The organism is Acidobacteriota bacterium (assembly GCA_034211275.1).
Taxonomy (GTDB): Bacteria; Acidobacteriota; Thermoanaerobaculia; order Multivoradales; family JAHZIX01; genus JAGQSE01.
The window spans coordinates 1-23,145 of sequence record JAXHTF010000068.1 but is presented as its reverse complement, the minus strand read 5'-3'; the positions used below and the strand labels follow the sequence as shown (position 1 = coordinate 23,145).

The 23,145-nt window shown below is 66.3% G+C and carries 16 protein-coding genes; 14 read left to right on the top strand and 2 right to left on the bottom strand.

Features of this window, described 5'->3' with window-relative positions; genetic code table 11:
* Positions 1-92: 92 nt before the first annotated feature.
* On the bottom strand, positions 93-662 hold the full coding sequence (locus tag SX243_12435; protein MDY7093771.1) for a hypothetical protein: 570 nt from the start codon (positions 660-662) through the stop codon (positions 93-95).
* Between the two features lie 247 nt (positions 663-909).
* Here SX243_12435 and SX243_12430 point away from each other — a divergent pair, with 247 nt between their 5' ends.
* The 10 genes from SX243_12430 to SX243_12385 all read left to right on the top strand — a co-directional run bounded on the left by SX243_12430 (position 910) and on the right by SX243_12385 (position 15,535).
* Complete coding sequence (locus tag SX243_12430; GenBank protein ID MDY7093770.1) at positions 910-1,716, top strand: ComF family protein; 807 nt, start codon at positions 910-912, stop codon at positions 1,714-1,716.
* Positions 1,717-1,772: 56 nt separating this feature from the next.
* A complete protein-coding gene (locus tag SX243_12425; protein ID MDY7093769.1) occupies positions 1,773-3,704 on the top strand; it encodes a carboxypeptidase-like regulatory domain-containing protein in 1,932 nt (643 codons plus the stop codon).
* A 260-nt stretch (positions 3,705-3,964) separates the two neighbouring features.
* Positions 3,965-6,805: an ATP-binding protein gene (locus tag SX243_12420; protein MDY7093768.1), complete on the top strand. Its 2,841-nt coding sequence runs from the start codon at positions 3,965-3,967 to the stop codon at positions 6,803-6,805.
* Positions 6,806-6,822: 17 nt separating this feature from the next.
* Positions 6,823-8,205 carry a sigma-54 dependent transcriptional regulator gene (locus SX243_12415; GenBank protein ID MDY7093767.1) on the top strand — a complete coding sequence of 461 codons (1,383 nt, stop codon included), beginning with the start codon at positions 6,823-6,825 and terminating at the stop codon, positions 8,203-8,205.
* A 92-nt stretch (positions 8,206-8,297) separates the two neighbouring features.
* Positions 8,298-11,198, top strand: a complete 2,901-nt coding sequence (locus tag SX243_12410; GenBank protein ID MDY7093766.1) for a M14 family metallopeptidase — start codon at positions 8,298-8,300, stop codon at positions 11,196-11,198.
* A 364-nt stretch (positions 11,199-11,562) separates the two neighbouring features.
* The gene (gene rpmE / locus SX243_12405) at positions 11,563-11,778 is read left to right on the top strand and encodes a 50S ribosomal protein L31 (protein ID MDY7093765.1); all 216 of its coding nucleotides are present in this window, start codon (positions 11,563-11,565) and stop codon (positions 11,776-11,778) included.
* A 193-nt stretch (positions 11,779-11,971) separates the two neighbouring features.
* Positions 11,972-13,057, top strand: a complete 1,086-nt coding sequence (prfA, locus tag SX243_12400; GenBank protein MDY7093764.1) for a peptide chain release factor 1 — start codon at positions 11,972-11,974, stop codon at positions 13,055-13,057.
* 217 nt (positions 13,058-13,274) lie between these two features.
* On the top strand, positions 13,275-13,631 hold the full coding sequence (locus tag SX243_12395) for a hypothetical protein (protein ID MDY7093763.1): 357 nt from the start codon (positions 13,275-13,277) through the stop codon (positions 13,629-13,631).
* Between the two features lie 67 nt (positions 13,632-13,698).
* Complete coding sequence (locus SX243_12390) at positions 13,699-14,235, top strand: sigma-70 family RNA polymerase sigma factor (protein MDY7093762.1); 537 nt, start codon at positions 13,699-13,701, stop codon at positions 14,233-14,235.
* Positions 14,228-15,535: a hypothetical protein gene (locus SX243_12385; protein ID MDY7093761.1), complete on the top strand. Its 1,308-nt coding sequence runs from the start codon at positions 14,228-14,230 to the stop codon at positions 15,533-15,535. The genes SX243_12390 and SX243_12385 overlap by 8 nt, the downstream gene beginning before the upstream one ends.
* A 106-nt stretch (positions 15,536-15,641) precedes the next feature.
* Here the strand turns inward: SX243_12385 and SX243_12380 are convergent, their stop codons facing one another.
* Entirely contained in the window at positions 15,642-16,244 is a 603-nt protein-coding gene (locus SX243_12380; protein ID MDY7093760.1) for a DNA-3-methyladenine glycosylase I, read from the bottom strand.
* A 483-nt stretch (positions 16,245-16,727) separates the two neighbouring features.
* On the opposite strand from SX243_12380, the gene queG reads away from it, so the two are divergent.
* The 4 genes from queG (at position 16,728) to SX243_12360 (ending at position 22,652) form a co-directional block, all read left to right on the top strand.
* Positions 16,728-17,903 (top strand): tRNA epoxyqueuosine(34) reductase QueG, encoded by a 1,176-nt coding sequence (queG, locus tag SX243_12375; GenBank protein ID MDY7093759.1) that lies wholly within the window; start codon positions 16,728-16,730, stop codon positions 17,901-17,903.
* Positions 17,904-17,918: 15 nt separating this feature from the next.
* Positions 17,919-18,776 carry a peptide chain release factor N(5)-glutamine methyltransferase gene (gene prmC / locus SX243_12370; GenBank protein MDY7093758.1) on the top strand — a complete coding sequence of 286 codons (858 nt, stop codon included), beginning with the start codon at positions 17,919-17,921 and terminating at the stop codon, positions 18,774-18,776.
* Between the two features lie 7 nt (positions 18,777-18,783).
* A complete protein-coding gene (murA, locus tag SX243_12365; protein ID MDY7093757.1) occupies positions 18,784-20,037 on the top strand; it encodes a UDP-N-acetylglucosamine 1-carboxyvinyltransferase in 1,254 nt (417 codons plus the stop codon).
* Between the two features lie 275 nt (positions 20,038-20,312).
* Positions 20,313-22,652, top strand: coding sequence for a lytic transglycosylase domain-containing protein (locus tag SX243_12360; protein ID MDY7093756.1), 2,340 nt, complete (start codon positions 20,313-20,315; stop codon positions 22,650-22,652).
* The last annotated feature ends 493 nt before the right edge of the window (positions 22,653-23,145 follow it).

Sequence of the window (23,145 nt, the reverse complement as noted above, 5' to 3'; positions counted from 1 at the left end):
GCGGGTCGCTAGCTAGAAAGAGAGCTCCCGGCCAGCGGGAGCTCTCGAAGAATTCCTTCCGAGACGTTGCCCCTCGGAAGTGGGCCGTCGGGTCAGAAGTGGAACGACAGGCCCAGGTGCAGCATGCCGAAGAATTGGGCCTCGTCCAGATCCACGAAGTGGCCGGAAAGCTCCGCCATCACGCTCAGGTAGCGGTTGATGGGGAAGTCCGCGGTGGTGCCCATGGCAACGCCGATGGCGGTATCGTCACCGTCCTGCCCGGCGATGTCGGTGCCCTCCAGCTGATAGCCACCCAGGGCGAGATAGAGACCGGAGTCGAAGTACGGCTTGCGCAACCGATACTCACCGCCGATGGTGATGTAGCTGAGATCCGCTTCCAGCAGATTGCCGAAGCCTTCGTCGCCGTCCAGGTTGACCTGGCCGATGCGCGCCGTGAGCAGGGCCCGGGGATCGGTGATCATGGACAAACCGAGCTGGAAGCTGTCGTTGTCCAAACCGGTGTCAGGCTCGGCGTCGAAGGAGCCGCCGATACCGCCGGAGAGAGTGACGGAGTAGGTGTGGAGATCCTGCCCATGAGCGTCGGACGCCGGCAGCAGGAATGACATGGCAAGGCCGCCGAAGATCCAGAGCGTACCGGTCAGCCAGAATGAAAAGCGCTTCAAGATTCCCTTCCTCCCCGAGAAATGAGGCCCCGATGCATGGGGCCAGCCGCGGGAGCCCGAATCGGGGCTGCCTGCCGCGGAGTGATTGCGAGCGAGCTGGCGGGCCGCCACGACGAGCTGGTTCTTCTACTTTCCTGGGGGGTAACCCTTCGAGGGTTTCCCTTCACGACCCGGCGCGGGCAGTATACCGCTCTCGTCCGGCGCCCCAAGAACACCGGACTATGGTTACGAGGTTTACGATAGAGCGGTGAAGAACGTCACAAAAGCCTTCCGTCAAGCCCTCGGCTTCGTGCTCCCCTGCCCCTGCCTCGGCTGCGGCGACGAAGTGGCAGGAGGAAGTCCGGGGCTCGGGCTGTGTCGACCCTGCTTCGGCAAGCTCGCCGCCGCCGGGGCAGGCTGCCGCGGCTGCGGCCGCTCGCTACGCCTCTCCGGGGAAGCCTCTCTTTGCAGCCGGTGCCGAAAAGACCCGCCGCCGTTCCGTTCTTTGGAAGCGGCTTGGCTCTACCGCCCGCCCTTCGACGCGGTGATTCACGGGCTCAAGTTCCGGCGCCTGGACTATCTGGGTGAGGAGCTCGCGGACGGCTTGGCCCAGGCGCTGCGGCACAGCCTGGGGCCAGATCTCGGCGGCTGCGAAGTCGTCGTAGCGGTGCCCCTGCACTGGGTGCGGCGGCTGCGCCGAGGCTTCGATCAGGCCGAACGCATCGCTCGCCCCCTGGCTCGCCGGCTGGAGCTGCCGTTCTCCCCCTGCCTTCGCCGGCGGCGCCCCACCATGGCCCGGGCCCGCCTCGGGCGGCGCCAGCGCACCGACCGTCCCATCCCCTTTTCCCTACACCGCCGGGACGAAATCACCGGCCGCCGGGTGCTCTTGGTGGACGATGTGGTGACCACCGGCAGCACTCTGCGGGCGGCGGCCCGGACCCTTAGGGAGGGCGGCGCCGGAGAGGTCATCGCCGCCACCGCCGGGCGCACGGAGATCACCCCCGGGAATTCTCCTGCGAAGCCTCGGTCCGCTGGCGACCCCCGGGGGAATTTCTTCTCAACAGACTCTGTTTGACGACCATGAGGGCCACACTTATACTGTTGAGAATCGATTCGAGGATCGAACAGACCATGAATGCTCACAAGACTCTTCGCTGGATCCTGGCGCTGGGAGCATGGCTCCTATTGATTTCGCCACTTCTATCGAGCCCCGCCGCCGCTGACCAAGATGGCGGTGTCGGCTTGGTCGCGGGGAAAGTTCGGGCCGCCTCGAACCCCATCTCTTCAGCTCGCGTTTACTCCTACCAGCTCTCCGACCTCACTCTGCGCAAGGTGCTCACCGGCGCCGACGGCACGTTCCTCTTCGAAGATCTCCCCGCCGGCCTGTACAAGATCATCGCCCACAAGGCAGGCTTCCTGCCCACCGTCGTGATGCTCGCCCGCAATTCTTCCGGCGCGGATCAATTCGTCGAGCTCGAGCTGCTGTCGGAGGCGGAGATCAGCCCCGCGGACGAGGTGGACTTCTGGAGCGTCCGCCAGCGCATCCCCACCGACGTGCTGCGGGAGATGGGCCTGAACGACCCCGAGCCGGTGCGCCGGGGCCCTACCGCCCTGGCCCAGACCACCCAACCACTGCCCTCGGCGGTGGCCGGGCTCCAGGCGGAGCTTCAGGCTTTGGCCGGGGTCGACGAGAACCCCTACAGCGGGGGCGACGCTCAGGTCTCCGGCGGCCGGGTCGATCTGGACGGGGTCTTCGGTAGCACCCAGGTGGGCTTCGAAGGCTATTACATGGAGATGCAGTCCTTGGGCAGCGCCGCCCGCGCTCCCGAAGCCGCCAGCGCGGTGGCTCGCCAGAGCGCCATGTCCCTGGAGGTGCGCGGCGAGGGCGACTCCCGGGTGAGCGTCCAGTCCCTCAACAACCGTATGGTGGACGGCACCAACCGCCCGGTGGACTTCGAGCGCTATCAGGTCAGCTGGGCGACCCCCCTGGGCTCCAACGGCCACTCCCAGATCAGCGCCCAATACACCAGCGAGAACAACTTCTATCGCCCGGGCTGGGCGACCGAGAGCGTCTTCCCCGACGCCTCCCGCACCCTCCGCCTGGAGGGCTCCTACGCCCGCTCCGTGGGCGAGACCGGGAGCTTCCAGACCGAGCTGCGCTATCGCGAGCGCCAGGTCGACGCAATCAGCAACCAAGGCCATCGCTTCGCCCACGAGAGCGTCGAGCTCCTCGGCCAGGGAGGCTGGCGCATGCAGCCGGCGGTGCTGGTGGAATACGGCTTGATGACCAAGCTCCAGGACGGCAGCCTGTCGGTGACGCCCCGGGGCGGCATGGTGCTGCAACTGAACAAGGCCTGGCAGGCCGCCGCCACCGCCAGCCACCGCGTTCACGACGAGGATCCAGGGCTCTACCAGGACTTCATCCCCGCCCTCTTCCAACAGTCCACGGGCTGCGATCTGGCGGAGGAAGCCTGCTACAAGCTCGCCTTCACCCGCGAGGGCCAAGGGGACGACAGCCTGACCTTCGGCGCCCTGCACCGGGAAATCGGCGAGACCCTGCGCCTCTTCTTCGACCAGGACTTCTTCAATCACCTGGAGAGCCTCTACCTGGTGCGCGGTGACGAGCTGCCGGAAGTTCAGCTGGCGGTCACCCGCCGCTTGAGCCCCAGCGTCCTGGCACGGCTGGAATCGAACCTCTCCTCCGGCGGTGGCGGGCTGGTGCTGACCCAGAACGACGACGTGCTGGAGAACAAGGTCAAGTATTTGGTGACCTCGCTGGACACTCAATTCCAGGAGACCTCCACCGGCGTCTATGTCGCCTTCCATCAGCTCCAGCAGGATCTGGAGCCCACGAACAGCGAAGGGGCCACCCTGCCCCAGCTGGACCTGGAGCGGCTGCAGCTCAAGGTCACCCAGGACCTCAACATCCTCATGGACCTGGCCGCGGATTGGGCGCTGCACCTGGATATGGAAGTCTCCCGCGGCGCCTCGCCCCTCAACCCCGCCAGCGGCGACGACGAGCTCCGCAAGCGGATCCTGGGCGGCCTGGCGGTTCGTTTCTGAGCCTCAGTCCGGCCGTTCTTCGCCTCGACCCCCACAGTCTTCAGCCCTGCTTCCGGCGCCCGCGCCGGCACTCCCCTGGCCCGTCCTCCGGGCTCGCCCCCGAACGGGGACAAGAGATTGAATTCAAAAGAATGGACAGGTTCAATCTGCTGGACCGTGACCGGTAAATACCGAAGAAATCTGCTGTTAGAGGACCATTCAAAAAACTGACGGGGGTGGCATGGATTCTGCTTAGATTAAGGAGAGGAAAGCCTAAGCGAATGTCTACGGAAGCGCGCAGCCGCAAAGTCGTCACTCTGGTTACCGGCCTGATTTTGGCCGCGGTGGTGATTTCCCTGGCCGCGGTGAGCTTCCAGCGCAAGGTCGAGACCTTCAACACCCTCGGTTTCGAAGCCGTCCCCAACGGTGGCGGCTGGCTGGTGACTTCCGTCGACGAGGCGAGCTCGGAGCTGGCCCCAGAATCCAAGCTGGCCCCGGTATCCAAACTGGCAGCCGGAGACCAGATCCTGCTGGTCAACGGCGCCGAGGCCACCGTCCGCGAGCTGCGGGAGAGCCTCCACAGCCGCACCGAGAGCGAGCTGGTGGTGATGCGGGACGGAGAGCTACTCAGCCTCACCGTCCCCCGGCCGCCGGTGGACGTGGATTGGGCCTACCTGATCCAGGCACTCATCGCCGGACTCTTCCTCTTCATCGGCTTCTACACCCTCCTGCGCAATCGCCGCCGCGAAGGAGCTCTCTTCTTCGGCTGGAGTCTGCTCTACGCCCTCTTCTTCGCCCTCACTCCGGCGGGCATCTATGACGGCCTGGGCAGGCTCTTCTACGGCCTCGAAGAGCTGGCGCGCATCCTCCTGCCGGCGCTGACGGTGCACTTCTTCCTGGTCTTCCCCGACCCGCTGGGCAAGCGCGGCTGGAGCCGCAAGGTCATCCCCTTCCTCTATCTGCCGGCGGCGGCGCTGGCGGTGCTGCAGGCGGATTTGCTGCTGGCCAACGGCCGCTGGCTGCTGGGCATCGACAGCGCCCGCGAGATGGGGCTGATCACCGAACAGCTCAACACCCTGGGGCTCTATCACCTGGTGGGCTTCTCCCTGGCGGTGGCGGCGGTGCTGATCTACCGGGTCTTCACCTACGACGATTGGGAAGAGCGGCGCCAGGTCCAGTGGATCGCCTTCGGGCTGAGCTTCGGCTATCTGCCTTTCCTCGCCTACCTGGTGATCCGGGATCTCCCGGTGCTGAATCGCCTGGCGCAGGGCTGGATTGGCGCCGAGATGCTCCAGGTCCTCGCCGTCGCTCCCCTGGCGCTGGTGCCCGCCACCTTCGCCTGGTCGATTCTGCGCTACAAGCTCTGGGACATCGACGTCATCCTGCGCGACGCCGTTTCCTACTCCGCCACCGCCCTCCTCGCCATCGCCGGCTTCAGCCTGGTCAATCTCGGGGTCAGCCGCAGCCTGCCGGACGAGCTGGGCCTGGCCCGCAACCTGGTGTCCTTCAGCGCCGGCCTGCTCTTCGCCGCCATGGTGGTACCGGTGCGGCAGCAGATCTCCACCTCCATCGAGAGGCTCCAATATCGCGGTCATTTTGGCCGCCGGCGTCGGCTCCCGGAGCTCGCCGAGCAGCTGATGCAGGAACGCGATCTGGATCACCTCTGCGCCAGCCTGCTGGAGAATCTCGAAGAGGCGCTAGAGCTAGAACGCGCCAATCTCTACCTCAGCCGCGGCGGCAGCCTGGCGCCGGCGCGGCCCGAGCTGCTACTCCCGGCCAGCGTCCCCTTCGACCTGATGGGTGACGATTTTTGGCATGAGGAGGTCACCCCCATCTCCGGAGCGCCATCGCCCTCCGGCCGGGCCGAGCCCGCTCAGCGACTCTTCGCCGCCGGCTACCGCTACGCCTTCCCGCTGGTGGTGCGCGGCGCCCAGGTCGGCTTCGCCCTCGCCTCCTACAAGGCCGAAAGCCGGCCCCTCAACAGCGACGACCTGGAGTTGGTGCGGGTGCTGCTCAACCAGGCCGCGCTGGCCATTGAGAACGCTCAGCTGGTGGACCAGCTGCGCCATCAGCTGGAAGAAGTGGGGCGGCTGCAGCGCTACAACGAGGGGATCATCGAATCCTCCCCGGCGGGCACCGTGGTGCTGGACGCCGACGATCACATCGTCTCCGTCAACGGGGCTTTCGCCCACCTGGCGGGCTGCGCCCCCGACCTGCTGGAGGGCAAGCCCCTGTCGGAGGTATTGCCGGTGCGCCCCCTACCGGAGCCCGGCTCCGGCCTGATGGAGGTGAGCTACTGCGAGCTGGACGGCGAGGAGCGGCACTTGAATCTCTCCACCGCACGCTTCCAGTCGGACCCAACCCGTGACCTGCGGATCCTGCTGGTTCACGACATCAGCGGCCAGGTGGCGCTGGAGACGGCGCTCAAGGAGAAGGATCGCCTGGCGTCCCTGGGCATGCTCGCCGCCGGCGTCGCCCACGAGGTCAACACCCCCATCACCGGCATCTCCAGCTACGCCCAGATGCTGATGGAGGAGACCCCCGAGAGCGACCCTCGCTACGGCCTGCTGCAGAAGGTGGAAAAGCAGACTTTCCGCGCCTCGCGCATCGTCAACAGCCTGCTGGACTTCGCCCGCAACAATCAGAAGGAATACCGTACCGTCGACCTCGGCGGGCTGATCCAGGACACGCTGGGCCTGCTCAAGGAACGCTTCGCCAAGCGTCAGATTGCCCTCGACTGGCAACCCTTGGACGAAACGGTGGCGATCCACGGCAGCGAGGGCGAGCTGCAGCAGGTGCTGACCAATCTGCTGCTCAACGCCCAGGACGCCGTCGCCGGGCGCGAGAACGCCGAGGTCCGGCTCGCCTTGTCGGTCGACGAGGGGCCGTCGGAACCAAGCACCGTCCACATCACCGTCGAGGACAACGGCGTCGGGATTCCGGCAGAGCGGCTGGACCGCATCTTCCAGCCTTTCTTCTCCACCAAGCTCAATCGTGGTGGTACCGGCCTCGGCCTGTCCATCAGCTACGATATCGTTCGACGGCACGGCGGTGACCTGCGGGTCACCAGCCAGGCCGGCCAGGGCACCCGCTTCACCATCGAGTTGCCCCGGGAGGTCTGATCGCCGCCACCGAGCGCATGAACATCCTGATCATCGACGACGAAGAAGTCCTGCAGGACGTCCTGACTTCCCTGATCCGGAAGGAAGGGCACACCACGTTCAGCGCTCGAACCGGTGAGGAAGGCATCGACCTGCTACGCAAGGAGGAGGTCGACCTGGTGCTCCTCGACCTCATGCTGCCGGGCATGTCCGGCATCGAGGTCTTGCAGCAGATCCGCAGCCAGGACCCGGACATGGTGGTGGTGGTGATCACCGCCTACTCCTCCATCGAAGGCGCCATCGAGGCCATGCGCCAGGGCGCCTTCCACTACATCCCCAAGCCGTTCAAGAATCAGGAGGTGCTGCTCACCATCCGCAAGGGGTTGGAGCAGCGACGTCTGACGGAGGAGAATCGGGCGCTCAAGGAGCAGCTGCGCAACCGTTTCGGCTTCGACCAGATCATCGGCAAGAGCAAGCCCATGCAGCAGGTCTTCGAGCTGATCCGGCTGGCGGCGCCGTCGAAGAGCAATATCCTGATCCTGGGCGAGAGCGGCACCGGCAAGGAGCTGGTGGCCAAAGCCATCCATCACCACTCTCGGCGTAGCGACGGTCCCTTCATCACCGTCAACTCCGGCTCCATGCCCGCGGACCTGCTGGAGAGCAATCTCTTCGGCCACGTCAAGGGCGCCTTCACCGGCGCGGTGGCCAATAAGAAGGGCCTCTTCGAGCTCGCCACCAACGGCTCCATCTTCTTCGACGAGATCGGCAACGTCCCGCTGGAGACCCAGGCCAAGCTGCTGCGGGTGATCCAGGAGAAGGAGTTCATGCGCCTGGGCGGGGTCGAAACCCTCACCGCCGACGTGCGCATCATCGCCGCCACCAACGCCGACCTGGAGGAGGCGGTGCAGAAGCAGAGCTTCCGCGAGGATCTCTACTACCGCCTCAACGTCATCAACCTGGCCCTGCCGCCGCTGCGCAAGCGCACCGAGGACATTCCCCTGCTGGCCCAGCACTTCCTCGGCCATTACGCCGAGGAGAACGACAAGCCCCTACGGGAGATCGCCGCACCGGCCATGGAGCTGCTGCTGGACTATCACTGGCCGGGCAACGTGCGGGAGCTGGAGAACGTCGTCGAGCGGGCGGTGGTGCTATCCACCGGCGAGACCCTGGATCTCGACCTTTTGCCCCTGTCGGTGCGCCAGCCCAGCGCCAACGACCTGCCGCCGGCCCAGCTCCCCGCCAACGGCCTCTCGCTCAAGGAAGCGGTCACCGCCTACGAGCGCCAGCTGATCATCAAGGCCCTGCAAGCCTCCCACGGCGTTCAGAAACACGCCGCCGAGCTACTCCAGGTCAAGCCGACGACGCTGCACGAGATGATGAAACGACTGAGCATCTCGGTGGACAGCATCGCCGCCAGCTGAGCTCCCGGCCTCTACGATCCGGTTCCACCCAAGAACCAGCCTGCTAGACTTCTCCACGTTTGGATAAACCGGCGTTTCGCTGGAGAACCTCAATGCGTCATCTCTCTGCAGTCCTCTTGTCGCTGGGCGCGGCCTGCGCCACCTGGCTCCTATCGCCTCCCACCGCGTCCGCGGCAGATTGGGAAAGCGGGGAGCCAGCATCGGCCGCCCAGCATCGAGCCCTGGAAGATAGCTTTCTCGCCCTGGACGAGCTCGGCCTGACCCAAGGTCCCGGCCCGCTGGATCCGGCGGTGCCGTCCCCGGTGGACATCCTGGGCTACCCCTTGGGCAGCCGCTTCACCCGCTACCACCAGGTTCGGGACTATCTGCACCGCCTGTCGGAGGCCTCGGAGCGCGTCCAGTGGCTGCAGTACGGTGAGACCTACGAAGGCCGGCCACTGCACCTGGCGGTGATCTCCTCTCCCGCCAATCTGCAGCGGCTGGAGGAAATCCGCCGGGAGCTGCAGCGGCTGGCGAACCCCACCGATGGAGCGATGGGAAGCCTGAGCGGCTCGGAACGGCGCCGGTTGACGGCGGAGCTGCCGGCGGTGGTCTGGCTCGCCTACGGCGTCCACGGCAACGAGTCTTCCAGCACCGAAGTGGCCATGGCCACCGCGTACGTGCTCGCCGCCAGCCAGGGGCCGCTGGCCCGGGACCTGGACGAGCTGGTGGTGATCATCGATCCCCTGGTCAACCCCGACGGCCGCGAGCGCTATGTCCAAAGCTTCACCGAGCGCCAAGGGCGAACGCCGGATCCCTGGGGCGACTCCATGGAGCATCGGGAGCCCTGGCCCGGGGGCCGCTACAACCACTACCTCTTCGACCTCAACCGCGACTGGGCCTGGGCGACGCAGCAGGAGACCCGGCACCGGCTGAAGGCCTACCGCCGGTGGGAGCCTCAGGTCTACGTCGATTTCCACGAGATGGGCAGCGATTCGTCGTATTTCTTCCCACCGCCGGCGGATCCCATCCTCTCCCACATCGACCGTCGCACCCTCGGCTGGCTGGAGACCTTCGGCCGCGCCAACGCCGCCGCCTTCGACCAGGCGGGCTGGCTGTATTACAAGGCCGAGGTCTTCGATCTCTTCTACCCGGGCTACGGGGACAGCTACCCCGCGCTGCGGGGCGCGGTGGGCATGACCTATGAGGTCGCCGGCGGCGGTCGTGGGGGACTGGCGGTGGACCGGCCGGGAGGGCCCTTGACCCTGGCGGATCGAGTGGCTCGTCACTTCACCACCTCCCTGACCACCGTACGCACCGCTGCCGCCCATCGCCAGCGCCTGCTGGAGGACTTTGCCGCCACCCGCGCCCAGAGCCTGATGGACCCGGCCCGCACCTACCTTTGGCACGGTGAGGGCGGTGAATCCCGGGCCCTGGCGCAGCTCCTGGAACTCCACGGCATCGAGGTCCGCCGTCTGGACCGGACGGTGGAGATGGAAGCCCAACGCATCGCCGACGACTCCAGCCGCCGCCTCCTATTGCCCGCCGGCAGCTACGTCGTCAGCAGCGCCCAACCTCTGGGCAGCCTGGTCCACGCCCTGCTCAGCCGCGAAGCGGAGATGCCCGCCAGCTTCCTGGCCCGCCAGCGGCAGAACCTGGAAGCTCGCCGCCGCACCGAATTCGCCGACATCACCGCCTGGTCCCTCCCTCTGGCCTTTGGGGTCGAGGTGTGGAGTCTGGACGGCGAGTTGAGCTCAGAGGAGCTCCAAGGCCAAGAGGTGGGCTCCACCGGAACCACCCACGTTTCTCCCGAAACCGCCACGACCCCCGGCGGCGGCATCACGGGCGCCAGTACCGGCGACATCACTGGCGGCAATACCGAGGACCGGTCCGTCGCTTGGCTGGTGCCGCCCCAGGGACTGGCGGGCTACCGCCTGGCGGCGCAGCTCCAGGCCCGGCAGATCTACCACCGCCTGGCCCTCGGTCCCTTCGCCACGGCGCGCCAGCGCTACCCCGCGGGCACCTTGGTCATCCCTAGCGGCGGAGCCAGAAGAGCAGGTCTGGGCGAGGGCCAGGAGCTGGAAAGCGACCTCGACCAGCTGGCTCGGTCCCTCGGCGTCGAGGTCCATCGCGCCACCAGCGGCTATACCGTCGAAGGGCTGTCCCTGGGATCTGACGAAATCGCGCCAGTGCTGCCGTCCCGCATCGGCCTGCTGGGGGGCAGCGGTACCCTCCCCACCAGCCACGGTGCCATCTGGCATTTGCTCGACCGGACCCTGGAGATCCCCTTCCACCGGCTGCAGCTGGACCTGCTCGAACACACGGACCTCTCCTCATTCGACGTGCTGCTACTACCCGACGGCTACCCCGGGGACGCTCTCGGGGAAGGAGGCAAGGAGCGATTGACCCATTGGGTCCGAGCCGGCGGCGTACTGGTGGCCATCGGTCAAGCTTCCGATCTGGTGCGGGATCTGGAGCTCAGCGCCATCGAGCCGTGGAAACCCGGCGACGGCGATTCCGGCAGCCCTCACGACGAAGCGGTCCTGGAGCCGGAGCTCTTGAGCTCAGAGGAGCTCGAGGAAGCCCCCCAGGACAGTTCTCCGTTCGCCCTCGAAGCCCCAGAGAGCTCCCTGGCGAGCCTGCCTCTGGACACTCCCGGGGCCGTCGTCGCCACGCGACTGCACTCCGAGCATCCGCTGGCCTCGGGCCTGCCGGCCTCGCCGCCGGTGTTGGTCCAGGGCAGCACCGTGCTCCAGCCCACCGGCGACCGCAGCATGGACGTGCTGGTGGCCGCGCCGGCGGATCCGGTGCTCGCCGGTTTCGCCTGGCCCGAGGCGGAGGATCGGCTGGCGGGCTCGCTGCTGATGGCGGCGGAGCCGGCGGGTCGCGGGCTGGCGGTGACCTTCACCTACGATCCGGCCTTCCGCGAGCTGTGGCGGGCCACCATGCCGCTGCTGCTCAACACGGCCCTCTACGGCCCCACGGTGCTCGACGCCCTAGGTCCTCGATATTGAGAAGCCCACGATATTGAGGTCCGCGATATTGAAGCCAGCGGCGGCTCGTCCTCGACTCCGGAACTCGCCCCAGGAATACCCTCGCCCTGAGATTGGTTGAAGTATTTGCCGTCGCAACGGACGACGCCGCAACGGACGACCCAGCCAAGATCCATCGAATCCTAGAATCTTCTGAACCAGCAGGGCGAGCCTCCGGGAGCGTCGGCGACGGGTTGCCAAACTACGGCAGATCGTGTAGCGTTCTAGCTTCGCGCCCGCGGGAGCGAAAGCGATTTCCGCCGGCCACGCACCGGCGATTGTGATCCCAGAGCAGCCTCCGTACACGCCGGATCAGCGGCTCGGGAATTCGAGAAAGGCAAAGATCGTGCGCAAGGATATTCACCCGGAATTGCACCTGGTCGACGTGGTGTGCGCCTGCGGCAACACCTTCCAGACCCACTCCACCAAGGACGAGCTGCGACTCGAGATCTGCAGCGCTTGCCATCCCTTCTTCACCGGCAAGCAGAAGCTGGTGGACTCCGCCGGCCGCGTCGAGCGCTTCCGCCGCCGCTACGGCCAGCGCAAGAGCGCCGAGGCGTAGAAGCTCTCTCCGTCGTCGCCAGTGGGCCGGCGTACTGAGCCGGCAAGTAGGCCGGCAGCCTGACAGCCCGAGCTCACCGGCCCAACTGGCCGCATCACCGCCCTGTCCCAATCCGGATCACCGGATGCCGGGACGGTGATCGCGGCCTTTCCTGACGGATTGAAACGGTCCCCCTGGACCTGAGCTTCTGGCCATGTTCGAAAAGCTTGAGCAAATAGAACGAACCCACGGCGAGCTGACCCACAAGCTCGCCGATCCCTCGATCTTCGAGGACCCCTCGGTCTACCGCGAGACCTCCAAGGCGCTGGCGGAGATCGATCCCGTGGTCCAGCTCTACCGCGAATACCGCGAGCTAGCGGAGGAGCGTCAGGGCGTCGAGGAGATGCTCGCCGGCCTCAAGCGTGGCGACGAGCTCTTCGACATGGCGCAGCAGGAGCAGAGCGCCCTGGAAGAGCGCATCGAGACGCTGGAAGAGCGCCTGAAGCGCGAGCTCACCCCCAAAGACCCCAACGACAACCGCAATGTGGTGCTGGAAATCCGCGCCGGCACCGGCGGCGACGAGGCCACCCTCTTCGCCTCCGAGCTCTTCCGCATGTACAGCCGCTATGCCGAGTCCCGAGGCTGGAAGGTCGAGATCATCGAGCTTTCCGAATCCGGGGTCGGCGGCATCAAAGAGCTCTCCGCCATCGTTGAAGGCCGCGGAGCCTTCAGCCGCCTAAAGTATGAAGGCGGCGTCCACCGCGTGCAGCGGGTTCCCGACACCGAAGCCTCGGGACGCATCCACACCTCCGCGGTCACGGTGGCAGTGCTGCCGGAAGCGGACGAGGTCGATGTCGACATCGACGAGAAAGATCTGCGCATCGACCGCTACTGCTCCTCCGGCCCCGGCGGACAGGGCGTCAACACCACCTACTCGGCGGTCCGCCTGACCCACCTGCCCACCGGGCTGGTGGTCACCTGCCAGGACGAGCGCAGCCAGATCAAGAATCGGGCGAAGGCTATGCGGGTGCTGCGCGCCCGGCTGATGGAGATCGAGACCGCCAAGGCTCAGGATGCCATCAGCGAGGAACGCCGCAAGATGGTGGGCAGCGGCGACCGCTCCGAGAAGATCCGGACGTACAACTTCCCCCAGAACCGGATCACCGACCACCGCATCGGCCTTACCCTGCACCAGCTCCCGGCGATTCTCGAGGGAGCCATGGATCCCCTGGTGGATCCCTTGGTCACCCACTTCCAGGCCGAGCGCATGGAAGCGGCCACCCGCGAACCCGGCTCCTGACAGCCGGAAGGGGAGACCGGTCGCACAGCCTCAGGGGCTCTGCGGCCGATTTCCACAGGCCAGTGCCTTTGGTTATACTGACCGCCTTAACCGCTGAGATCGAGTGCCGCCGGAAAAAGATCTTCGGTCATTTGTCCCGTCTCGAGCGGTCTGGTGCACTAACGAAAGTAGGGATCTTCTGTCTCTAATGTCAGAGAATGAGATAAGGGAGGATGTGATGGTGTTCCAGAATTACTCTTTCAAGACTGCCGGCGCCTGTTTGCTGGTAGCTATGCTGTGCATCGCCCCCTTCACCCTCCAGAGCGCTGCGGCGCAGACCGCAGGCTTCGGGATGAAGGGACAGACCGCTGACCAATCGAGCCCGTTGGCATATTTCTTCGACCTGTTCCGGTCCCTGTGGAACAGCGACTCTCACCAAGATGAGCCGCAAGTACGCAACCTGACGGACTCTTCGACGCAATATAATCCAGGAGAGGGGGACGATCCCATCCTGGATATCGGCGCTGGCATCAACCCCGACGGCTTCCAGGCCACGGGCGAGAGCGGCGGCGCCACCATCGAGCCGAACGGCTAGAGGCCGAGCCCCGAGGCCGGCGCCCTCCGGATCCCCCGGCGCCGGCCAGGCTCTCACTTAGAAGGAAATGATGACCACGCTCGAAAAGCCAGATCCCGACGAATCGTTCGAGGCTCTTCTCCAGAAGGTTCAGCCTACTCTGAAACAGATTCTCGGCCGGTATCAGATCCCACCGGAGGACGCTGAGGATGTCCTGCAGGACACTTTGCTGACCCTGCTCTACAAGTGGGACACGGTGATCAAGCCCGAAGCGTGGCTCATCGGGACTTTGCGGCGACGCTGCATCATGTACTGGCGCAGCCGCCGCAGCCGTCTTTATGAAGCGGTAGACGAAGCGATCTTGGAGCTGGTGGCGGATGCCGAACGCCCCTCCCAGGAACAGAGCATTCTTCGCCGTGATCTAGAGCGCACCCTGGTGCGTTTGCGGCCTCGCTGCCGCGCGATTCTTCGACTGCGCTACGGGCTTGGTCTCAAGCCCAACGAGATCGCTGAGCAGCTAGGCTATCGCCAGTCCAGTGTCCGCAAGGTGGCCAACCGCTGCCTCGCGGCTCTGGTTCGGCAATTGGTGGAAGTTGGCTTCCTCAAGGAGGCGTCCGATGGATGATTCGACTCAGATTCCCCAAAGCATCAACGTTCACGACCTGGGTGACCTACTGCGCACCCAGCTCTCCGCGGACGATCTCGACGGCCTGACCCAGATCATCACGAGCTCGCGCCGGCCCGCCGGCGTCCAGGGCTCGGAATCCGGGGCCGAGGAGCCGGACTACGACAGCATCCTCGCCCAGGTGCTGCCGCGGATCGCAGATCAGCGCGCCCGCTTTGAGCGCGAGCGCCAGGAGCTACCGAGCCTGTTCAGGGAGCTCTTGGAGCACCCGCCGGATCGGCGTGTGGTACTGGTGAGCAACAGCTCGCGCTTCCGCTCCTTGAGCCTATGCGACCTGCTGTTGGAAAAGAGTCTCGACGCTTGCCACCGAGACACCTTGGAAGCCATCGAGCTCGCCGAGCTGGCGGTGCAGATGTCCCGTGCTCTCAGCGGTCTCGATCACGGCTACGCCATCCTCAACGACCTGCGCGCTCGCGCTATGTGCTACTTGGCCAACGCCTACCGCGTCGCCCGGCGGCTGCAGGATGCCGAGCTGGCCTTCGCCGAAGCCGACGAGCTTCTGCTCGAAGGTACCGGCGATCTGATGGAGCTCGCCCGTCTACGCGGGATGCAGGGCAACCTAAGTGGTGATCGTCGCCGCTTCGAGGAATGCTTCGAGCTCTACGATCGCGCCATGGCCATCTATCGCCGCTGCGGCGAAAGCCACCTGCTCGGCCGCACCATGATCAAGAAAGCCAACTTCCTCGGCTACGCCTTCCGGAGCGAGGAAGCCATCGAGATGTTGCGCGAGGGGTTGAGTCTGGTGGACGCCCAGCGCGAGCCGCGGCTGGTACTGGCAGCCAATCACAACCTCGTGCTCAACCTCAACGAGAGTGGCCGCCCGGAGGAAGCCGAGGAGCTTCTCGAAGCCTGCCGTCCCCTCTACAAACAATACGGGGAACGCATTCATCGACTGCGCTTGCGCTGGCTCGAGGCCAACCTGGCCCGGGAGAAGGGCGACCTCCACACGGCGGAGCAAGCCTATCGGCGGACCCGCGAGGCTCTGCTCCAGGAAGGCTTGGGCTGGGACGTGGCGCTGGTTTCCCTGGAATTGGCGAGCATCTACGCTCAACAGGGGCGCATCGCCGAGATCAAGAATCTGGCGGAGGAACTGGTCCCGGTGTTCCGTGCCAGCGACCTGCGACGGGAAGCCGTGGCAGCCCTGATCCTGTTCCAGAAGGCGGCTCAGATGGAGAAGATCTCCCTCGGCCTGATCCGCAGTACTGTGCGGCAGCTACGAAGCTTGCGGCAAGATCGCTGACCGCCAAGCCCTCTGAGCTAAAGCTTCACCGCCGGCCGATCTCCACGATCGCGCCGGCGGTTTTGCGTAGGAGGGAAACCGAGTGGTGACTCAGTCAAATTCGAGCTCAGGAATCTGCCAGGGTGGCTACTTCCCCATGCCGGTAGCAGTCCACCGTGTGGTCGTTGACCATCCCCACCGCCTGCATGAAGGCGTAGCAGACGGTGGGCCCGACGAAACGGAAACCACGCCTCTTGAGCTCCTTGCTCATGGTCTTGGAGCGGTCGGTGGCCGCCGGAACCTCGCCCAGGCTGCGCCACCGGTTCTGGATCGGGCGTCCGTCGACGAAAGACCATAGATAGCGGCTCAGGCTGCCTTCCTCCGCCTGCACCGCCAGCACCGCCCGAGCGTTGGCCACCGCCGATTCCACCTTCAGGCGGTTGCGTACGATGCTGGCATCCTGCAAGAGCTCCTCGATGCGCGGCTGGTCGAAGGCCGCCACCGCCTCGACGTCGAAGTTCTCGAACAGCCGGCGGTAGCCTTCCCGCTTCTTGAGGATGGTGATCCAGCTGAGCCCCGCTTGGGCTCCCTCCAGCACCAGCATTTCGAAGAGATGGCGATCGTCCCGATGGGGCACACCCCATTCGTGATCGTGGTACGCGAGGTAGAGCGGGTCGTCAGTGACCCAGTCGCAGCGGCAGGGGGAAGAGTCGGTAGTGGTTTTGGGCATGGCGGGATCTTATCCTCCGGGTCGTGGTTAGGAGCACAAGCCGAAGCCGAGTTTTTCCTGTGAACCCCCTTCTCCACCTCCGTCATGCCCGCGCAGGCGGGCATCCACGCTTGACGGCAGAGTGAACGTCTCCTATCCGACCACGAGCCCCTTGAAGGTCGCCGAGAACTCGGGAATCCAGCACTCACTCCTCACAAATGCGTAGACTCCCGCCTCCGCGGGAGTGACGGGGTGGTCGCGGAAACGGTAAGCGCAGAAGGAGATGATCGTGGTTCCACCCCCTCCGCTCGGGGATCCAATCCCCGAGCTACTCAGATTCCGCCAGCTCCGCTGGCTCCGGAGGGAAGCACGTAGTTGAGCAGGTTCTGGGAGCCGGATTCATCCGGCAGTGTCCTGGGTAGCCCCGGGATTGATCCCGGGGCGGGGGCTCCGGCAATCCCCTTGCGGTATTCTCGACCTTTCGCTGCTCTCTTCCCTTCCCCCATGAGCCAAACACTCCCCTCCCCCACCGACCTAGCCCACGAGCTCAAATCCCTCGCCCTGGAACTGGGCTTCGACCGTGCGGGTGTGGCCGGGGTGGAACCGGTGGAGCATGGCGGCGCCTTCCTGCGCTGGCTGGAGCGGGGCGACCATGCGGGCATGGGCTATCTGGAGCAACGGGTGGAGGAGCGGCTGGAGCCGGCGCGGGTGCTGGAGGGCGCTCGCTCGGTGCTCTGCGTCGCCCTCCAATACCATCCGCTGGAGGGAGCCGAAGAGCCCACCGGGGACCTGTGGCCACGGGTGGCCCGCTACGCCCGGGGCCGGGATTACCACAACAAAATGGGCAAGCTCCTGCGCAAGCTAGCGCGGCGGGTGCGGGAAGCCTATCCCCACTGCGACACCCGGCCCTATGTCGACACCGGGCCGGTGCTCGAACGCGCTCTGGCGGCCCGCGCCGGCCTGGGCACCACCGCCAAGAACACCTGCCTGCTGAGCCGAGAGGGCTCCTGGTTCCTCCTCGGGGAGCTCTTCCTCACCCTTCCCCTGGAGGCCGGCGAGCCGCTTACCGACCTCTGCGGCCGCTGCACCCGCTGCCTCGAAGCCTGTCCCACCGACGCCCTGCGCGAGCCCTACCGCCTGGACAGCAACCGCTGCATCTCCTACTGGACCATCGAGCATCGAGGAGCGGTGCCGGCAGAGATACGCCCTCAGCTCGAGGATTGGGTCTTCGGCTGCGATATCTGCCAGCAGGTGTGCCCGTGGAATCTACGTCCTTCGCCCGCCGCCGACCACCCCGACCTGCACCTGGCGGAAGAGCGCCGCGACCTGGATCTGGTGCAGCTCCTGGCGCTGGGACCCGAGGAGTACCGGCGGCGCTTCAACGGCAGCGCCATGCAGCGGGCGCGGCTGGAAGGCCTGAAACGCAACGCCGCGACGGTGATGGGCAACCGGCCGGAGCCACGCTACCGCCCCGCCCTGGAAAAGGCCCTCACGGCAGAATCGGACACCGCCGTCCGGCGTCACGCCGCCTGGGCTCTGGGCCGCATGGGCGCCGAACCATCCCGGGTGGTGCTGGAGCGTGCTCTGGCGGAGGAAGAAGAGCCGGCGGTAGCCGAAGAAATCCGCCACGCCCTCGGCCCCGAACCGGATCGAAAGAAGAATCAACATGCCCGCCGCTGACGGAGAGGACCGCTGATGTCGGTCACCGTCGACGATCTGATCCGGGACGCCCGCCGTCGCCTCTCCGAAGCTCCCCACGGTCCCTCCACCCGCGAAGCCCTGCTCCTCATGGCGCGGCTGCTGGAGCGGGATGAGGCCTACATTCTGGCCCACGGCGAGCACCAGCTGGAGGCTTCAGAGATCCAGCGCTTCCAAGAGCTTCTCCAACGGCGGCTGACCGGCGAGCCCATGGCCTACGTTCTCGGCGCAAGAGAGTTCTACGGCCGCCAGTTCCGGGTAGACTCCCGCGTGCTCATTCCGCGGCCGGAGACCGAGCACTTGGTAGAGGCGGCGCTGGAATGGGATCTACCACCGGAGCCACAGATTCTCGACGTGGGAACCGGCTCCGGCTGCCTGGCGGTGACCCTGGCGCTGGAGATTCCCGGCGCCCGGGTGACGGCGGTGGACATCTCCCTCGGCGCCCTGGCGGTGGCCCAAGCCAACGCCGGGAGCTTGGGAGCCGCGGAGAGCGTGCACGCCTTGTGCATAGATCTTGTCTGTGGGCTGGAGCTGGAGACCTTCGACCTGGTGGTGAGCAATCCGCCGTACATTGCGCCGGAGGAAGCTCCGGAGCTTTCGCCGGAGATTCTCGACTATGAGCCCACCACCGCCCTCTTCGCCGACAGCGGCGGACTGGCGGTACTGCATCGACTGCTGGCCGCCGCGGCGGAGTTCCGGCCTGGCTGCCCTCTGATGGTGGAGATCGGCGCCGACCAGCGGGCCGCGCTGACCGCCGCCGCCACCGATCGAGGCCTGGAGGTCCGGCGGGTGATCCACGACTACGCCGGCATCGCCAGGACTCTGGTTTTGACCCGTCCACCATCGAAGAGCTGAGGATTTCATGGATCGATTTCACATCCAGGGCCCCAACCGTCTCGAGGGAAACGTCCGCGCCAGCGGTGCCAAGAACGCCGCCCTTCCCGCCCTCGCCGCCACTCTGCTCAGCGAAGGGCCGGTGACCCTCGGCCGGGTGCCCAAGGTGCGCGACATCCGCACCATGTGCCGTCTTCTGGAGCACCTGGGAGTGGCCAGCGAGGAGACCGAAGATGGCTTCATCCTCACCCCCGGCGGCGAGGTGAGCCCCGACGAAGCACCCTACGAGCTGGTCAAGACCATGCGCGCCAGCGTTCTGGTGCTCGGTCCGCTGGTGGCCCGCCGGGGCCATGCCCGGGTCTCCCTCCCCGGCGGCTGCGCCATCGGCGTGCGCCCTATCGACCAGCACCTGGCCGGGCTTGAGGCGCTGGGAGCGGAGGTCCAGCTGGAACATGGATATGTCGAGGTGCGCGCCCGTCAGCTGGTGGGCACCCGCTTCCGCTTTGCTATGCCGACGGTCACGGGGACCGAAAATGTGATGATGGCGGCGGTGCTGGCGCAGGGAACGACGGTGCTGGAGAACTGTGCCCGGGAACCGGAGATCGGCGACCTGGCCCGGCTGCTCAACTCCATGGGAGCACGGATTTCCGGCGCCGGCGAGGAGGCCATGGAGATCGAGGGCGTCGACACCCTTGGCGGCACCCAGCATCAGGTCATCGCCGACCGCATCGAGGGCGGCACCTACCTGGTGGGGGCCGCCATCACCGGTGGAGACGTGCTGCTGCAGGATGCGGAGCCTGCCGATCTGGCACCGCTGCTGGAAAAACTGGACGAAATCGGCGTCGACGTCGCGCTCTCCGAGGCGGGCATCCGGGTCCGCAACGGGCACGGAATCCGAGCCAGCGATGTCGCAACTTGCCCTCATCCGGGTTTCCCCACCGACCTTCAAGCCCAATATATGGCTCTCATGACCCAAGCCGAGGGTCGGTGCGAGATATCGGAAACCGTATTCGAGAACCGCTTTCAGCATGTGCCAGAGCTCAACCGCATGGGGGCGAACATTCAGATCGACGGACCCAAGGCGGTCATTCAAGGTCCCACCCCACTTTCCGGAGCCAACGTCATGGCCACCGACCTGCGGGCCTCCGCCTGTCTGGTCCTCGCCGGCCTGATCGCCAGCGGCGAAACGGTGGTCCACCGCATTTACCACCTAGATCGGGGATACGAGAGCATGGAACTGAAATTGCAATCTTTGGGTGCTCGGGTAGTGCGGCGCGGCTAAGCCCTTCCGGGAAACCAGCCCGCCCGGCAGACCAGGAAGCCTCGAGACCGATGGACCCGGATGCCGAGACCCCACCGCGAGGAGTTGGAGTCCCCTCCGACCGCCGCGGCGAACAGTAGATCCGTGGAAAGCACACCAGTGGACAGAACATCAGCGGACGGGCAGCCGTCCCGGAATCAACCATCCATGGCCTGCCATCACAGCTTCCGAAACTTCTTCGTCCCGCACCGGCTTCCGTTCCCGATTCCAAATTCTCAGCAGGGAGCGTTGTCCTCATGAGCCTCGGCTTGCTCCTGACCCTGGCCCTGGCGGTGGACGATCCCCGCATCGACCTGGTCAAAGCACAGCTGGAGAATCAGCCGGCCCAAGCCTTGGAGCAGACCTCGGCGTTGATCCAAGATCAACCCGAGCTCAACCAGGACCTCGGCCTCGACTACCTCCAAGGACATTTGCTCGAGCTCGAGGGGCAGGGGGCCCAGGCCGGGCAGGCCTTTGCCCGTACCCTCGCCGGCGCTTCCGTCCTCGCGCCCTACGGCCGCATGCGCCTGGCCATCGCTCAGGAGCGGCAACGCCACCCCGAGGTCGCCGCCGGTCTGGTCGCCACCCTCCTGCAGGGGGAGATCCCCCGCCCCTTGCTGCCCCGGGCCGTCGCCCTGTTGCGCCACACCTTGGCCCGGGGCGGGGACTGTCGCCTGCTCCAGGGGATCAACGCCCGCGAATTCCCCGTTCCTCAACGACGCCAGCTGACCCTGGCGGAAGCTCTGTGCGCCTTCCGCACCGAAGATAAAGACCGCGGCCAGCGCATGCTCATCGAGCTGCTGGAGGAGGAGACCTCCGACGACACGGCTCGCGAGGCGGTGCGGTGGGTGGCCATGCTCCCCAACTCCACCTCCGACCCGCGCATCACCCTGCTCATCGGCATGACCCTGCACCAGCATCGCGAGTTTCAGCACTCCGTGCCCTATCTGGAAATGAGCCTGATGAGCCGCGAGCGCGGTGGGCCGGCGCTGCGCACCGCGGAGGATCTGGAAGCCCGCTACGCGATGATTCGCGGTCACTTCTGGCTCAACCGCTTCGACCTGGCGGCACAGGAGTTCGGCAATCTGGCGGAGCGCACCAACATTCCCCGGGAGCGCTCCCGAGCTCTTTTCCAACGGGGCCGCTCCCTCGAGCTGGTGGGCCGTTGGGCCGACGCCTCCAAGAGCTTCCAACGGGCCTTCAACGCCGAACCCAGTGGCCGTTGGGCCGACGCCGCCCTCTTCGCCGCCATGCGGCTGGAATGGCGGACCAACAACGAGAGCGCCGCACTGCAGCTCTACGAGCTTCTCTCCAGCAAAAGTCAATGGCGCCCCATGGCCGGCCGCGCCGCCCTCTTCCTGGCAGTCTCGGACCTGGTCCAGGGGCGCGCCGACCGGGCCCAGCCCTGGCTGGACCTGGCACGACTCTCCGGTGGCTCGGATACCGTCGAAGTGAGCTATTGGGAAGGCCGGCGCCACGAGTTGGAGGACGATCCCGCAGCCGCCGTCGAGAGCTACCTGGTAGCCCTGAAGAGTGACCTGGCTCATCCCCTGGCCCAGGCCGCCGGTCGTCGCATGACCCAGCCGAAGCTGGCTGCCGCGGCCCGGAGCAAGGGCCTCGAGCTGCTGCGCGGCTCCGTCCGGCGAACCCTGGCGAGTCAGCGCATCGACGATCTCTATGCGGCCTTGCTGTTGTTGGGAGAGAACACCGCCGAGGGCCGGCAAGCGAGCAAGCGGTTGCGCGAGGAGTTGGAGGAGGATCGCTCCGCCGGACCCTATCTACGCATGGAGACGGTGCCGGTGGAAAGCTGGCCCATCTGGCAGGCTCCCCTCCGCCAGCCCGAGGACAAGCTCCTGGCCCTGGGCCTGCTGCAGGAGGGTGCTCCGGCGGTGCGGCGCCACTTCCCGCGCTCGGACCTCAACCTGGCCTTCACCGGCAGCCAGCTGCTGGCGCGGGCCGGAGAGCACAGCCACTCGCTGCGCATCGCCGAGATCCTCGCCCAAGGAGCCCCTTCCCGCCTACCCCAGCAGCTCTACCCGCAGGAGCTGCAGGAGCTGCTCTACCCCAACGCCTACCGGGAATTCCTCGACTCCCAGAGCACCCGCTTCCAATTCGAGACGGCGCTGCTCCAGGCCATCATCCGCGAGGAGAGCCGCTTCAACCCCGACGCCGTGTCCGGCGCCGCGGCCCGGGGCCTGACCCAATTCGTCATGCCCACCGCCCGCAAGCTCGCCTTCAACATCGGCCTGGGGCCCATCTCCTTCCGGGATCTCTACAAGCCCACCACCGCCATCACCCTCGGTGCCGCCTATCTGGACGACCTGCTGCAGGAATTCGGTGGCGCCCAGCACCCAGCCATCGCCGCCTACAACGCCGGCGTGCCCCAAGCCCACCTGTGGCGCAACTACTGCTTCAGCGACGAGCCGGAGGAGTTCTACACCAAAGTGGGGTATGCGGAGACCCGAGGCTATCTGCGCAAGGTCACCGCCAGCTACTACTGGTATCAGCGGATCTACGACCTCGGCGAAGCCGGCCTCACCGTGTCGCCATCGCAGGAAGTAGGGCAGCTCTCCAGCGCCCGCAACCCTCCTCGATAGAGGCAGCGACGGAAGCCCGCAGGAGATTGCTGCCCAGGTAGGCAGTGTGGAGCGCCGAAGCGGCCCCGCCCCGGGATCAATCCCGGGGCTACCCAGTCTCCGCCGGATGAATCCGGCTCCCAGAACCTCTATCGACCGATCTCTTGCTCCGAAGCCGGCGGAGCCGGCGGAATTTGAGTAGCCCGGGGATTGGATCCCCGGGCGGAGGCGCTGAAACCACAGTCCTTTCCTACTCCGCTCACCCTCTCCGTCACCACCCCGTCATGCCCGCGAAGGCGGGCATCCACGCCGGACTGGGGAGTGACTACCTACTATCCAACCGAGTAGTGTCTGAACCTACTGAGCCACCGGCGGCAGGTCCCGCGGGGCGTCAGCGTAGATGCGGATGTCCGCTTCCTCTCGTAACTCGTCGGTCCAGGTGCGGATTTCCTCGTTGAGGCGCTGTTCCCGCAGCACCCGCCGCTGGACGACGTGCGCGAGTCCATCCGGCGGG

Bases quoted from the DNA above. Each gene is read 5' to 3' on its own strand.
- SX243_12425 (MDY7093769.1), top strand. From the start codon at position 1,773: ATGAATGCTCACAAGACTCTTCGCTGGATCCTGGCGCTGGGAGCATGG.
- SX243_12360 (MDY7093756.1), top strand. From the start codon at position 20,313: ATGAGCCTCGGCTTGCTCCTGACCCTGGCCCTGGCGGTGGACGATCCC.
- SX243_12395 (MDY7093763.1), top strand. From the start codon at position 13,275: ATGGTGTTCCAGAATTACTCTTTCAAGACTGCCGGCGCCTGTTTGCTG.
- prmC (MDY7093758.1), top strand. From the start codon at position 17,919: ATGTCGGTCACCGTCGACGATCTGATCCGGGACGCCCGCCGTCGCCTC.
- queG (MDY7093759.1), top strand. From the start codon at position 16,728: ATGAGCCAAACACTCCCCTCCCCCACCGACCTAGCCCACGAGCTCAAA.
- SX243_12415 (MDY7093767.1), top strand. From the start codon at position 6,823: ATGAACATCCTGATCATCGACGACGAAGAAGTCCTGCAGGACGTCCTG.
- SX243_12385 (MDY7093761.1), top strand. From the start codon at position 14,228: ATGGATGATTCGACTCAGATTCCCCAAAGCATCAACGTTCACGACCTG.
- SX243_12410 (MDY7093766.1), top strand. From the start codon at position 8,298: ATGCGTCATCTCTCTGCAGTCCTCTTGTCGCTGGGCGCGGCCTGCGCC.
- SX243_12420 (MDY7093768.1), top strand. From the start codon at position 3,965: ATGTCTACGGAAGCGCGCAGCCGCAAAGTCGTCACTCTGGTTACCGGC.
- SX243_12390 (MDY7093762.1), top strand. From the start codon at position 13,699: ATGATGACCACGCTCGAAAAGCCAGATCCCGACGAATCGTTCGAGGCT.
- murA (MDY7093757.1), top strand. From the start codon at position 18,784: ATGGATCGATTTCACATCCAGGGCCCCAACCGTCTCGAGGGAAACGTC.
- SX243_12380 (MDY7093760.1), bottom strand. From the start codon at position 16,244: ATGCCCAAAACCACTACCGACTCTTCCCCCTGCCGCTGCGACTGGGTC.
- prfA (MDY7093764.1), top strand. From the start codon at position 11,972: ATGTTCGAAAAGCTTGAGCAAATAGAACGAACCCACGGCGAGCTGACC.